Origin of the sequence: Paracoccus litorisediminis, assembly GCF_009711205.1 — a bacterium.
GTDB lineage: Bacteria > Pseudomonadota > Alphaproteobacteria > Rhodobacterales > Rhodobacteraceae > Paracoccus > Paracoccus litorisediminis.
This window is the reverse complement of the sequence record NZ_WMIG01000018.1, coordinates 19606-33229: the sequence shown is the minus strand read 5'-3', so window position 1 is coordinate 33229 and position 13624 is coordinate 19606. Positions and strand designations below refer to the sequence as shown.

Annotated in this window: 11 protein-coding genes; 7 read left to right on the top strand and 4 right to left on the bottom strand. The window is 66.4% G+C overall.

What is annotated here, in order from left to right:
• The first annotated feature begins 5 nt into the window (after positions 1-5).
• From GL300_RS20650 to GL300_RS20640, 3 genes are read left to right on the top strand one after another with little or no spacing between them, the layout of a single operon-like run.
• Positions 6-1694, top strand: coding sequence for a GMC family oxidoreductase (locus GL300_RS20650; protein ID WP_155041583.1), 1689 nt, complete (start codon positions 6-8; stop codon positions 1692-1694).
• Between the two features lie 17 nt (positions 1695-1711).
• Positions 1712-2761, top strand: coding sequence for a tartrate dehydrogenase (locus GL300_RS20645; RefSeq protein WP_155041582.1), 1050 nt, complete (start codon positions 1712-1714; stop codon positions 2759-2761).
• A gap of 5 nt (positions 2762-2766) precedes the next feature.
• Positions 2767-4227 (top strand): NAD-dependent succinate-semialdehyde dehydrogenase, encoded by a 1461-nt coding sequence (locus GL300_RS20640; RefSeq protein ID WP_211595267.1) that lies wholly within the window; start codon positions 2767-2769, stop codon positions 4225-4227.
• A gap of 462 nt (positions 4228-4689) precedes the next feature.
• Here the strand turns inward: GL300_RS20640 and argE are convergent, their stop codons facing one another.
• The gene (argE, locus tag GL300_RS20630; RefSeq protein WP_155041581.1) at positions 4690-5823 is read right to left on the bottom strand and encodes an acetylornithine deacetylase; all 1134 of its coding nucleotides are present in this window, start codon (positions 5821-5823) and stop codon (positions 4690-4692) included.
• Positions 5824-6070: 247 nt separating this feature from the next.
• Here argE and GL300_RS20625 point away from each other — a divergent pair, with 247 nt between their 5' ends.
• The 3 genes from GL300_RS20625 to GL300_RS20615 are packed head-to-tail and all read left to right on the top strand — an operon-like array spanning position 6071 to position 10060.
• Positions 6071-7534: an aldehyde dehydrogenase family protein gene (locus GL300_RS20625; protein WP_155041580.1), complete on the top strand. Its 1464-nt coding sequence runs from the start codon at positions 6071-6073 to the stop codon at positions 7532-7534.
• Between the two features lie 7 nt (positions 7535-7541).
• Positions 7542-8594 carry a tartrate dehydrogenase gene (locus GL300_RS20620; RefSeq protein WP_155041579.1) on the top strand — a complete coding sequence of 351 codons (1053 nt, stop codon included), beginning with the start codon at positions 7542-7544 and terminating at the stop codon, positions 8592-8594.
• A 5-nt stretch (positions 8595-8599) separates the two neighbouring features.
• Complete coding sequence (locus tag GL300_RS20615; protein ID WP_211595267.1) at positions 8600-10060, top strand: NAD-dependent succinate-semialdehyde dehydrogenase; 1461 nt, start codon at positions 8600-8602, stop codon at positions 10058-10060.
• 147 nt (positions 10061-10207) lie between these two features.
• Here GL300_RS20615 and GL300_RS20610 read toward each other — a convergent pair whose 3' ends face one another.
• Genes GL300_RS20610 through GL300_RS20600 form a run of 3 tightly spaced genes read right to left on the bottom strand, consistent with a single transcriptional unit; the run spans position 10208 to position 12689 of the window.
• Positions 10208-10561, bottom strand: a complete 354-nt coding sequence (locus GL300_RS20610; protein WP_155041578.1) for a cupin domain-containing protein — start codon at positions 10559-10561, stop codon at positions 10208-10210.
• On the bottom strand, positions 10561-11838 hold the full coding sequence (locus tag GL300_RS20605; protein ID WP_155041577.1) for an NAD(P)/FAD-dependent oxidoreductase: 1278 nt from the start codon (positions 11836-11838) through the stop codon (positions 10561-10563). The genes GL300_RS20610 and GL300_RS20605 overlap by 1 nt, the downstream gene beginning before the upstream one ends.
• Positions 11839-11843: 5 nt before the next feature.
• Positions 11844-12689: a haloacid dehalogenase type II gene (locus GL300_RS20600; RefSeq protein ID WP_246195283.1), complete on the bottom strand. Its 846-nt coding sequence runs from the start codon at positions 12687-12689 to the stop codon at positions 11844-11846.
• A 116-nt stretch (positions 12690-12805) separates the two neighbouring features.
• Between GL300_RS20600 and GL300_RS20595 the strand changes: the two genes are divergently transcribed.
• Complete coding sequence (locus GL300_RS20595) at positions 12806-13621, top strand: GNAT family N-acetyltransferase (RefSeq protein WP_155041576.1); 816 nt, start codon at positions 12806-12808, stop codon at positions 13619-13621.
• The last annotated feature ends 3 nt before the right edge of the window (positions 13622-13624 follow it).

Here is a 13624-nt window from a genome sequence, read left to right as displayed (position 1 = left end):
CCGGAATGGAAAGCGATATCCTGATCCTTGGCGGCGGCTCGGCGGGCTGCGTTCTGGCCGCCCGCCTTTCGGAAATGCCCGACCTGCGCGTGACGCTGGTCGAGGCCGGGCGCGACATCCTTCCGCCCGAATTGCCGGCCGAGATCGCCTCGCGCTATCCCGGACGGGCCTATCTGGACGGGCGCAATATCTGGCAGGGGCTCAGCGCGCGATACGGCAAAGGGGCTGCCCGCCGCTATGAACAGGCGCGCATCCTTGGTGGCGGCTCGGCCATCAACGCGCTGATGTCGAACCGCGGCGCACCTGCCGATTACGACGAATGGGCCGCATTTGGGGCCACGGGCTGGGGCTGGGACTCGGTCCTGCCCTATTTCCGCAAGCTGGAACATGACCGCGATTTTGACGGCCCGCTGCATGGCGATGCCGGTCCGCTCAAGATCCGGCGTCCCGACGATCTGGCGTTGTCGCCCTTTGTCGGGCAGGTGATGCGGGCGCTGGACGGTCAGGGTCACCCGATCCGACCCGATCAGAACGGCCCTTGGCAGGACGGTGTGTTCCGTGGCGCGGTCGGCCAGTCCGATACCGGGAAACGACAGCCGACCTCGCTGACATGGCTCACGCCCGAGGTGCGGGCCCGGCCGAACCTGCATATCCTCAGCGGCCATCAGGTCCTGCGCCTGCTGGTCGAGGGTCGTCAGGTGACGGGGGCGGAAATCGCCGCATCCTCCGGGGAAGCGATCCGCATCACCGCCCGCCGTACCATCCTCAGCATGGGCGCGATCCACAGCCCAGCCATGCTGCTGCGCGCAGGCATCGGCCCCGCCGCAGATCTGCGCGCGCTGGGGATCGAGCCGCTGGTCGATCTGTCCGGCGTGGGCGGCAATCTGATGGAACATCCGTCGATCGCGCTCGGGGCCTATCTGCCGCCTGGTTTGCGCGTGCGCGACCCGGATGAGCATCACGAACAGGGCGTCTGGCGCTACTCCTCGGGGCTGGCGGACACGCCACCCGGCGACATGCATGGGGCGATCCTGTCCCGTTCGGGCTGGCATTCGGTGGGCATGCGGATCGGTTCGATCTTCTTTTGGGTGAACAAATCCTATTCGCGTGGCCGCCTGCGTTTGACCTCGGCCGATCCCCGCGCCGAACCCGATGTCGATTTTAACATGCTGTCCGACCCGCGCGATCTGGAGCGCCTGAAAGGCGCGGTCCGCATGGGCGCGCGCGCCTTGGCAGATCCCGCAATGGCCGAGAAATGCGGGCCGGTATTTCCGACCAGCTACACGCCCCGCGTCGCCAAGGTTGCAAGTCCCGGCCGCTGGAACGCGATCCAACGGGGGGCACTCTCGGCCATGCTCGATCTGGCCGGACCGCTGCGGGCCGCGTTGGTGCACGGGCTGATCACGCAGGGCGTCACGCTGCGGGCACTGCTTGCCGATGACCAAGCGCTGACGGATTTCGTCCGGGCGAATGTCGGCGGCACCTGGCATGCCTCGGGGACCTGCCGGATGGGTGCCGCAGACGACCCCGCCGCCGTGACCGGCAGCGACGGGGCAGTTCACGGCGTCAACGGGCTGCATGTGGTCGATGCCTCGCTGATGCCTTCGATCCCCTGCGCGAATACCAATGTCCCGACCATCATGCTGGCCGAGCGCATCGCGGACATGATGAAATCCGCAATGCGCCAGTCCTGACAGGCAAAGGATCTTCCATGCTCCGAACTTCCCACCGCATTGCATTAATCCCGGGCGACGGGATTGGCATTCCTGTTCTTGAGGCCGCCATGACCGTGGCTGAGGCCGCGGCGCCGGGATTGCTGGAGCCGACCGGCTTTCCCTGGTCCTGCGAGCATTACCTGCAGACCGGGCGGATGATGCCCGAGGACGGGATCGAGACCCTGCGCGGCTTTGACGCGATCTTTCTGGGCGCGGTCGGCTGGCCGGCCAAGGTGCCCGATGCGGTGTCGCTGCACGGGCTGTTGCTGCCGATCCGCAAGGCCTTCGTCCAATATGCCAATATCCGCCCGCACCGGCTGCTGCCCGGCGTCGAAGGCCCGCTGCGCAAGGACGGTTTCGACATCCTCTGCATCCGCGAGAACACCGAGGGCGAATATTCCGGCGCCGGGGGCCGCGTCCATCAGGGCACCGGCGACGAGGTCGCGGTCGAGACCGCGATCTTCACCCGCACCGGCGTCGAGCGCATCCTGCGCTTCGGCTTCGAACAGGCGATGGGGCGGCGGCGCAAGCTGGCCTCGGTCACCAAATCCAATGCCCAGAAATACTCGATGGTGTTCTGGGATGAGGTCACCCGCGATCTGGCGCTTGAATTCCCCGAGGTCGAGGTCAGCCATTACCATGTCGACGCCATTGCCGCGCGCATGGTCATGGCCCCCGAGACGCTGGACGTGGTGGTGGCCTCGAACCTGTTCGGCGACATCCTGACCGATCTGGGCGCGGCGATCCAGGGGGGCTTGGGCTTTGCCGCCTCGGCCAATATCGACCCGACCCGCAAGGGCCCGTCGATGTTCGAGCCGGTGCATGGCTCGGCCCCCGACATCGCCGATCAGGGCATCGCCAACCCGATCGCCGCGATCTGGTCGCTGGTGATGATGCTGGACCATCTGGGCGAGCCTGCGGTCGCGGCCCGGATCATGGCCGCGGTCGAGGCCACCACCGCCCGCGGCATCGGCACCGTACCCGGCCGCGACAGCACCGATCAGATCACCGCCGCCGTGCTGGCCGCGCTGGAGGAACAGGAATGAACGTGATGACGAAACTGCCGGGCCTTGCCGATCCGGACCTGCTGCGCCAGTCGGCGCTGATCGGCGGCACCTGGGTCCCGGCCGATGGCGGCGCGACGCTGGAGGTCACCGATCCGGCGACCGGGGCGGTGATCGGCTCGGTGCCCGATGTCTCGGGTGCGCAGACCCGCGCCGCAATCGAGGCCGCCGATGCCGCCTTCCAGAACTGGCGCAAGCGCCCCCATGCCGACCGCGCAGCATTGCTCGAACGCTGGTTCGCGCTGATGGAGGATCATGCCGATGACCTTGCCCTGATCCTGACCATGGAGCAGGGCAAGCCTTTGGCCGAGGCCAGGGGCGAGATCGCCTATGGCGCCAGCTTCGTGAAATGGTTCGCCGAAGAGGCCCGCCGCATCGACGGATCGGTCATCCCTGCACCCACCGGAGACCGCCAGATCGTGGTGCTGAAGGAGCCGGTCGGGGTCTCGGCGATCATCACGCCATGGAACTTCCCCAATGCGATGATCACCCGCAAGGTCGCCCCGGCGCTGGCGGCGGGCTGCACCGTGGTGATCAAGCCCTCGGAATTCACGCCGTTTTCCGCATTGGCGCTGGGGGTGCTGGCCGAGCGCGCGGGGATACCGGCGGGGGTCATCAACATCGTCACCGGCCTGCCCACCGCGATCGGGGCCGAGCTGACCGCGAACCCCACGGTGCGCAAGCTGTCCTTTACCGGCTCGACCCGGGTGGGGGCGATGCTGATGGCGCAATGCGCGCCCTCGGTGAAGCGGCTCAGCCTGGAGCTGGGTGGCAATGCGCCGTTCATCGTCTTCGACGACGCCGATCTGGACGCGGCGGTCGAGGGCGCGATGGCCTCGAAATTCCGCAATGGCGGGCAGACCTGCGTCTGTTCGAACCGGGTGCTGGTGCAGGCGGGGATCTATGACGCCTTCGCGGCAAAGCTGGCCGCGCGGGTGGCGGCGCTGCGCGTCGGTCCGGGGCTGGAGCCGGGGGTCGAGATCGGCCCGATGATCAATGCCCCGGCGCTGGAGAAGATCCGCCGCCATGTCGCCGATGCGGTGGACAAGGGCGCGGTCCTGCTGGCCGAGGCCCCGACGCCCTCGGGCGGTCAATATGCCACGCCGGTGGTGCTGGGAGGGGCCGACGTGACGATGGAGCTGGCCAGCGAGGAAACCTTCGGCCCGGTCGCGGCGCTGTTTCCCTTCGAGACCGAGGCCGAGGCCATCGCCCTGGCCAATGCCACGCCCTATGGGCTGGCCGCCTATTTCTACACCGAGAGCCACAAGCGCGCCTGGCGCGTCGGGCAGGCGCTGGAATTCGGCATGGTCGGGCTGAACACCGGCTCGGTCTCGACCACGGTCTCGCCCTTCGGCGGCGTCAAGCAATCCGGCCTCGGCCGCGAGGGCGCCCGCATCGGCATCGACGAATACCTCGAAAGCAAGGCCTTCCACATGGCGGGTCTCTGATAGCGGCGATGCCGGGCCGGGGGCTCTGCCCCCACGCCACTGCGGCCCCTCAACGGGGCCACAGTGGCGTCCCCCCGGGATATTTGAGCAAGAAAGAAAACGGGCGCCGTCGAGAGATGGCGCCCGTTGGCTTCCAGAGAGCGATGCTTACTCAATCACGACATAGATCTTGCGGATCGTCTCGATCGTCTTCCAGACACCACGAAAACCAGGCTTCATCACAAAGCTGTTCAGGCCACATCTGGTCCAGCCAGTCGGCTGCCTGCTCGGAGCAGCGCCTGAATCCGCGATCGGACCAGCTTGCTACTCACCCGAAATGCCGATGCCGACAGAGCGTCCGTCCCTCATTGCTGATTAGCCTCCAGCCGAACGTGCGTCGACTTTGGTTGATGCAACGACCGTTACCCCCAGGCAAATTGACCACATGTCGGACAAGCGCTTCTCAACCTCAACGCGCTTCCCCTAGCCAGCAGACAAATGCCGGGCCAGCCCGCGCATCATGGCGCAGCATTCGGCCAGTTCGCTGGGCAGAATGAACTCATCGGGGCGATGCGCGCGGGCGATCTCGCCGGGGCCGCAGATGATGGCGGGGATACCCGCGGCGTCGAACAGTCCTGCCTCGGTGCCGTAGCTGACCGATTGCAGTGCCTCATGTCCTGTCAAACGGATCAACAGGTCCGCCAATTGCGGATCGTCCGCAGGCGGTAGAGCCGGATAGGCACTCAGCTCATGACGCGAGACCGTCAGGACCCGGTCGGGGACCAGCGCGCGCGCCGCTTGGATCACATGTGCGGTGATCGCCGCCGGATCGTCGCCGGGGATCGTCCTGACCTCGAACTGGATCTCGCAGCGGTCGGGAATGATATTGACCGCCGTGCCGCCCCGCACCACCCCCGCAACCACCGTGGAATGGGGCGGAGAAAACCGCGGATCAAAGGGGCCTTCGCTGGCCAAGCGGGCATTCAGGTCGCGGATGGCCAGCAGGATCTCGGCCCCGGCGTAATTCGCGTTCAACCCGGCCTCGGGCTGCGAGGAATGGGCCGCGCGTCCCCTAAGCACCAAGGCGGTCGCCTGTTTGCCCTTGTGCGACAGGACCGGTCGCATCCCCGAGGGCTCGCCCACGATGCAGGCTGCGGGGGGCGCGATCAGGCCGGGCAACGCCGCGATCAAATGGGGCGCACCGCGGCAGCCGATCTCCTCATCATAGGAAAAGGCAAGGTGGACCGGGCGCTGCAGCCCGGCGGCCTGAAGTTCGGGGATCATCGCCAGCATGCAGGCCAGATAGCCCTTCATGTCGGTGGTCCCGCGCCCGTAGAGCCTGCCGTCGCGCGCGGTCAGCCGGAACGGGTCCGAGGCCCAGACCTGCCCCTCGGTCGAGACCACATCCATATGCCCCGACAGGATCACCCCCGGCGTGTTGCGCGGACCGATCGTGGCAAGGATGTTCACCCGGTCGCCCTCGGGACCGGTCAGCACCACGGGATCAAGCCCGGCGCGGCGCAGATGATGCTGCACGCAACCGGCGACCGAGGCATTCGAGCCTCCGGGCAGGTCGGCGCAAGCAACAAGATCGGCAAGGATGGCTTCGGGGGTCATGGCGGACTCAGAGTTTGGATTGCTTGGCCATCCTGCCGATTTCGCGCGCCAGTTTCTGCCGAAGCGGCGCGGGGCGGCGCAATTCCCTGCCGGACGCGGGCAAGGGCATGTTCCGATCCTGCCGCAGCATGGAATGCCGCGTCTGCCGCAGCCTTCGGCAAGATCGGCTGCGGCTGTGGGTCGGGAAATGACTTCTGCGGCGGCGGTGGGACTAGGTTGACCGCGAATAACCATCAGGGAAAGCGCCATGAACCTGCCCTTTGACCCCAATGCCGCCGCCCTGCCTCGTGGCCATTTCATTGGCGGCGCCTATATCGAAGCCGAGCATATTCTGCCGCTGACCCGGCCCTCGGACGGCCAGCCGCTGGGGGCGATCCCGGTCGCGGATGCGGAAATGGTCGACCGTGCCGTGGCCGTCGCGGCCAAGGCGCAGCGGGATTCCGGCTGGGGTGCTTGCCAGCCCCGCGACCGCACACGGGCCATGCATGCCTGGGCCGACCTGATCGAGGCGCATGCCGCGGAACTGTCCTGGCTGGAATCCGTGGCCTCGACCCGCCTGATCAGCCAGATCCCCGGCATCGACATCGCCGTCACCGCCGAGCAGATCCGCTTTTTTGCCGAACTGGCCGACAAGGAGGGCGGCGCGCTGGTCCCGACCCGCGACGACCAGCTGGGCATGATCATGGACGAGCCTTACGGCGTCGTCGGCGCGATCACGCCGTGGAATTTTCCGATCTCGATGGCGGGATGGAAACTGGGACCAGCGCTGGCGGCAGGAAATGCCGTAGTGCTTAAGCCGTCCGAGATGACCCCCTTTGCCACGCTGCGCATGGCCGAGCTGTCGGTGCAGGCCGGCATCCCCGCCGGGCTGGTCAATGTCGTGCTGGGTGATGGGCTGGTCACCGGCACGGCGCTGACCGGGCATCCCGGCATCGGCAAGGTCAGCTTCACCGGCTCAACGCTGGCGGGGGCGGCGATCATGCAGAACATCGCCCGGAGCGGCATCAAGCCGATGACGCTGGAGCTGGGCGGCAAAAGCCCGCAGGTGGTCTTTGCCGATGCGGATCTGGATCTGGCGGCGCGCTGCATCGCGGGCAGCATCATGTTCAATGCCGGTCAGGCCTGTGTCGCGGGCAGCCGGGTCATCGCCCATGCCTCGGTCGCCGAGGCGCTGTCGGAAAAGCTGGTCGCCCTGATGCAGCCGCGCAATCCCGGTCCCAGCTGGCTGGAGGGCAGCGGCTATTCCCCCGCGATCTCTGCCCGCCAGTTGGGTCGCGTCGACGAGATTGTGCAGGCCGCGATCCGCGACGGGGCCGAGGTGGTCTGCGGCGCGGCTTCCATGGACCGGCCAGGCTTCTTCTATCAGCCGACGCTGCTGCGCGGCGTCGACCAGAAAAACCCTGCCGTGACCGAAGAAATCTTTGGCCCGGTACTGACGCTGCAAAGCTTCACCGATGATGACGAGGCCTTGGCGCTGGCCGATCATCCGACCTATGGTCTGGCCGCCGGGGTCTATACGCGTGACCTGTCCCGCGCGATCCGCGTCACCCGTGCGCTGCAGGCGGGCACGGTCTGGGTCAACCGCTATGGCCGCTCGCGCGATCATATCCTGCCGACCGGGGGTTACAAATCCTCGGGGCTGGGCAAGGATCTGGGCCGCGAGGCCTATCACGCCAACCGCCGCTCGAAATCCGTTCTGATCGACCTTTGAGGCTCATATGACCATCCGAACTTCCCACCGCATTGCATTAATCCCCGGCGACGGGATCGGCATTCCTGTTCTTGAGGCCGCCATGGCCGTGGCTGAGGCCGCGGCACCGGGATTGCTGGAGCCGACCGGCTTTCCCTGGTCCTGCGAGCATTACCTGCAGACCGGGCGGATGATGCCCGAGGACGGGATCGAGACCCTGCGCGGCTTTGACGCGATCTTTCTGGGCGCGGTCGGCTGGCCGGCCAAGGTGCCCGATGCGGTGTCGCTGCACGGGCTGTTGCTGCCGATCCGCAAGGCCTTCGTCCAATATGCCAATATCCGCCCGCACCGGCTGCTGCCCGGCGTCGAAGGCCCGCTGCGCAAGGACGGTTTCGACATCCTCTGCATCCGCGAGAACACCGAGGGCGAATATTCCGGCGCCGGGGGCCGCGTCCATCAGGGCACCGGCGACGAGGTCGCGGTCGAGACCGCGATCTTCACCCGCACCGGCGTCGAGCGCATCCTGCGCTTCGGCTTCGAACAGGCGATGGGGCGGCGGCGCAAGCTGGCCTCGGTCACCAAATCCAATGCCCAGAAATACTCGATGGTGTTCTGGGATGAGGTCACCCGCGATCTGGCGCTTGAATTCCCCGAGGTCGAGGTCAGCCATTACCATGTCGACGCCATTGCCGCGCGCATGGTCATGGCCCCCGAGACGCTGGACGTGGTGGTGGCCTCGAACCTGTTCGGCGACATCCTGACCGATCTGGGCGCGGCGATCCAGGGGGGCTTGGGCTTTGCCGCCTCGGCCAATATCGACCCGACCCGCAAGGGCCCGTCGATGTTCGAGCCGGTGCATGGCTCGGCCCCCGACATCGCCGATCAGGGCATCGCCAACCCGATCGCCGCGATCTGGTCGCTGGTGATGATGCTGGACCATCTGGGCGAGCCTGCGGTCGCGGCCCGGATCATGGCCGCGGTCGAGGCCACCACCGCCCGCGGCATCGGCACCGTACCCGGCCGCGACAGCACCGATCAGATCACCGCCGCCGTGCTGGCCGCGCTGGAGGAACAGGAATGAACGTGATGACGAAACTGCCGGGCCTTGCCGATCCGGACCTGCTGCGCCAGTCGGCGCTGATCGGCGGCACCTGGGTCCCGGCCGATGGCGGCGCGACGCTGGAGGTCACCGATCCGGCGACCGGGGCGGTGATCGGCTCGGTGCCCGATGTCTCGGGTGCGCAGACCCGCGCCGCAATCGAGGCCGCCGATGCCGCCTTCCAGAACTGGCGCAAGCGCCCCCATGCCGACCGCGCAGCATTGCTCGAACGCTGGTTCGCGCTGATGGAGGATCATGCCGATGACCTTGCCCTGATCCTGACCATGGAGCAGGGCAAGCCTTTGGCCGAGGCCAGGGGCGAGATCGCCTATGGCGCCAGCTTCGTGAAATGGTTCGCCGAAGAGGCCCGCCGCATCGACGGATCGGTCATCCCTGCACCCACCGGAGACCGCCAGATCGTGGTGCTGAAGGAGCCGGTCGGGGTCTCGGCGATCATCACGCCATGGAACTTCCCCAATGCGATGATCACCCGCAAGGTCGCCCCGGCGCTGGCGGCGGGCTGCACCGTGGTGATCAAGCCCTCGGAATTCACGCCGTTTTCCGCATTGGCGCTGGGGGTGCTGGCCGAGCGCGCGGGGATACCGGCGGGGGTCATCAACATCGTCACCGGCCTGCCCACCGCGATCGGGGCCGAGCTGACCGCGAACCCCACGGTGCGCAAGCTGTCCTTTACCGGCTCGACCCGGGTGGGGGCGATGCTGATGGCGCAATGCGCGCCCTCGGTGAAGCGGCTCAGCCTGGAGCTGGGTGGCAATGCGCCGTTCATCGTCTTCGACGACGCCGATCTGGACGCGGCGGTCGAGGGCGCGATGGCCTCGAAATTCCGCAATGGCGGGCAGACCTGCGTCTGTTCGAACCGGGTGCTGGTGCAGGCGGGGATCTATGACGCCTTCGCGGCAAAGCTGGCCGCGCGGGTGGCGGCGCTGCGCGTCGGTCCGGGGCTGGAGCCGGGGGTCGAGATCGGCCCGATGATCAATGCCCCGGCGCTGGAGAAGATCCGCCGCCATGTCGCCGATGCGGTGGACAAGGGCGCGGTCCTGCTGGCCGAGGCCCCGACGCCCTCGGGCGGTCAATATGCCACGCCGGTGGTGCTGGGAGGGGCCGACGTGACGATGGAGCTGGCCAGCGAGGAAACCTTCGGCCCGGTCGCGGCGCTGTTTCCCTTCGAGACCGAGGCCGAGGCCATCGCCCTGGCCAATGCCACGCCCTATGGGCTGGCCGCCTATTTCTACACCGAGAGCCACAAGCGCGCCTGGCGCGTCGGGCAGGCGCTGGAATTCGGCATGGTCGGGCTGAACACCGGCTCGGTCTCGACCACGGTCTCGCCCTTCGGCGGCGTCAAGCAATCCGGCCTCGGCCGCGAGGGCGCCCGCATCGGCATCGACGAATACCTCGAAAGCAAGGCCTTCCACATGGCGGGTCTCTGATAGCGGCGATGCCGGGCCGGGGGCTCTGCCCCCACGCCACTGCGGCCCCTCAACGGGGCCACAGTGGCGTCCCCCCGGGATATTTGAGCAAGAAAGAAAACGGGCGCCGTCGAGAGATGGCGCCCGTTGGCTTCCAGAGAGCGATGCTTACTCAATCACGACATAGATCTTGCGGATCGTCTCGATCGTCTTCCAGACACCACGAAAACCAGGCTTCATCACAAAGCTGTCGCCCTTGCGATAGGTGACGGGTTCCTTGCCATCCTCGGTCAACTCAACGACGCCATCAAGGATATGGCAGTATTCGTAGATCTCGCCCTTGATCGACAGCGTCTCGCCCGGAGTTGCCTCCCAGATGCCGGTCTTGACGCGGCCTTCCTTGCCCTCGTCAAAAGCCCAGGTGGTGAAGGACGGGTCGCCCGATACCAGCCGCTCGGGCAGGGGCTTTGATGCCTTGGGGGCGGGCAGGTTGTTCGGGTCGATCTTGATCAGCAGGTCCATTATTTCACCTTGTCCAGAGTTTTGTAATAAAGCCCGACCAGCGGCAGGAACCACGGCTTGCCGGTATGCAGCGGCACCGCGTTCCATGGCAGGTCAGAGAAAGGGTTGCGGTCGGTCTTGCCGATCATCAGATCGGCCATGATCTCGCCCATATGGCTGGCGATCTGTGCGCCGTGGCCGGAATAGCCCATGGCAAAATGCACACCGTCGGCGAAACCCGCGCGCGGGTAACGGTCCTGCGTCATATCGACCATACCGCCCCAGCAGTAATCGACCGCGACATCGGCCAGATGCGGAAAGATGCCCGCCATCGCCTGACGCAGGATTGCCCCGCTTTGCGCGTCCGATTGCTGATCCGAGCGTGCCGAAAACCGCGCCCTGCCGCCAAAGATCAGCCGATTGTCCGGGGCAAGCCGGAAGTAATTGCCGATATTCAGCGAGGTCACACAGGTCCGGTTGCCGGGCAGGGTCGCCGCGATCTCGGACGGCGTCAAAGGCCGCGTCGCCAAAAGGAAGCTGCCCACGGGCACGATGCGCCGCCGGAACCAGCCAAAGGCCGGTGTGGTATAGGCCCCGGTTGCCAGCAGCACCTTGTCCGCAGTGATGTTGCCGCGCGGGGTGTCCAGTTGCCAGCCTCGGCCCATTTCGCGCCGCGCCGTGACCGGAGCGTTCTGATAGATGGTCGCGCCACGCCGTGCTGCCGCCTCGGCCAGACCAGTGACGAAGCGACCCATATGCATCATGGCGCTTTTCTTCTGCAGCATGGCGCCATGGAACGCATCCGAACCGACCTCAGCCCGCAGGTCGTCGCGGGTCAGCAGCTCGGTCTCGGGGTCGACCTCGGCATGGATCGCCTGAAAATTGCGGGCAATCCCCTCCATATGCTGCGGCTTCGAGGCGAGCTTGAGCTTGCCCGAGCGGCGGAAATCGCAATCGATCCCCTCCTCGCGCACGATACGTTCGATCGTGTCGATACCGTCATCGAAGGCGCGATAAAGCGCGCGGGCCTTTTCTGCCCCGAATTCGGACCGTGCCGCCAGATAGCTATGCGCGATGCCGTTGTTCAGGTGGCCGCCATTGCGCCCCGAGGCGCCAAAGCCCACCGTCCGGGCCTCAAGCACCGCAACGCTGCGACCCTCCATCGCCAGTTTGCGTGCCGCGCCAAGGCCGGTGAAGCCCGCGCCGATCACCGCGACATCGTAATGGCCCTGCACCGGCCCGCTGGCCGCCCCGGCAAAGGGCGGCACGCTGTCTTGCCAGTAAGAGACGAATTTCATCGCGCTCAGATCCCGAAGACGCCGGGAAGCCCGCCGATATCCTTGATCTCGGTATATTCGTAATAGGGGTTCGCGGGTTCGTGGCCGCGATTGACCCAGACCTTGGACTTGATGCCCAGATCATGCGCGGTCATCAGGTCGTAGCGGAACGAGGACGACACATGGGTGATGTCCTCGGGCCCGCAGCCCAGCACGTCGAGCATGTATTCGAAACCCTGCATCTGCGGCTTGTAGGCGCCGGTTTCCTCGGCGGTGATCACCTTGAAGAAGGGCGCGCCCAGCTTTTCGACGTTATGGGGGATCTGCACCTTCATGGCGTTGGACAGGATCACCAGCGGGATTTCCTGCGCAAGCTTCGCCAATCCGGCGGGCACGTCCGCGTGCGGACCCCAGGTCGGAACCTCATTATACACACGCAGGGCATCTTCGGGGCGGAAGGTCACGCCATTCGCCTTGCATGTGCGCTCCAGCGAGTTGTGGACGATCTCGGCATAAGGCTTCCACGCACCCAGAACCTCATCCAGACGGTAGGCGGCGAAGTTCTTGATGAACTGCGTCATCGCGGCCTCGTCCAGCTGCGCGCCATAAACGCGGCGGGCGGCGCCAGCCATGTCGAAATTGGTCAGCGTGCCGTAGCAGTCGAAGGTCACGTATTTCGGGCGGAACAGGGCCATGATGTCCTCGTGCAGATGGGTTGCCCTGATCCTAAGCGCCGCCGCCGACCAGTCTGGCCGCAATTGCCGCCGCGCGTAGCAGAAAACACCGTATCGAGACGCCATGACGGCAGAGAGTTGCGACAGCCCGCAATCGCCCCCTGCCCCACGGGCCAGCACAGTTGAACGTGACAGCATTTCCTGCTGCCACCCCAGCAAGGAACAGCCGAAGATTTTTGTGAAAAGCTGCGATGCCGTCAAAGATCGGCGCGGAACACCGCATGATGTGCCGGTCCCGACCCAAAAGGTTTTCCATGACCCAGACCCTGAACTTTGCCCCTTTCGGGCCCGAACATCTTGACGCCGCGCTGCGCCTGTCGCGCGAGGCGGGCTGGCCGCATCGGCGCGAGGATTGGGCGCTGGTGCAATCGGTCAGCCAAGGCGTCGTCGCGCAGGAAGATGGTCGCGTCGTCGCCACCGCGTTGGCCACGCCCTTTGGTCCGGTCGGCATGGTCAACATGATCATCGTCGATGAAACGATGCGCGGCCGCGGCCTTGGGCGCGAAATCATGCAGCAGGCAATGGCGCTGGCACAGCCGCAGGAATGGCGGCTGGTGGCGACGCAGGCCGGACTGCCGCTTTACCTGAAGCTTGGCTTTGTCGAATGCGGGCTGGTGCATCAGCATCAGGGCCATGTGGCCGGACTGCCCACGGTGAAGGGCGTCCGCTGGGCCGAGGCTTCCGACCTGCCCGCGATTGTCGCCATGGACCGCGACACCAATGGTGCGGATCGTGCCACCTTGCTAACGGCATTGGCCAAGCGGGGTCGAATCGCGCTGATCGACGGCAAGGGCTTTGCCGTGCTGCGCGATTTCGGGCGCGGGCATGTCGTCGGGCCGGTGGTGGCGCAGGACGATGCGACGGCCCGTGACCTGCTTGGCTTTGTTCTGGCCGGTCGTGGCGGCGAGTTCATGCGCGTCGACACCACCGATGAGACGGACATTGCCGGATGGCTGCAGGACATCGGCCTTGCGCGGGTCGATACCGGCATCGCCATGCGGCGCGGAGACATTCAGGCCAGGACAGGTGCGTTCCAACGCTTCGCGCTTGCTGCCCAGGCCCTTGGCTGACAA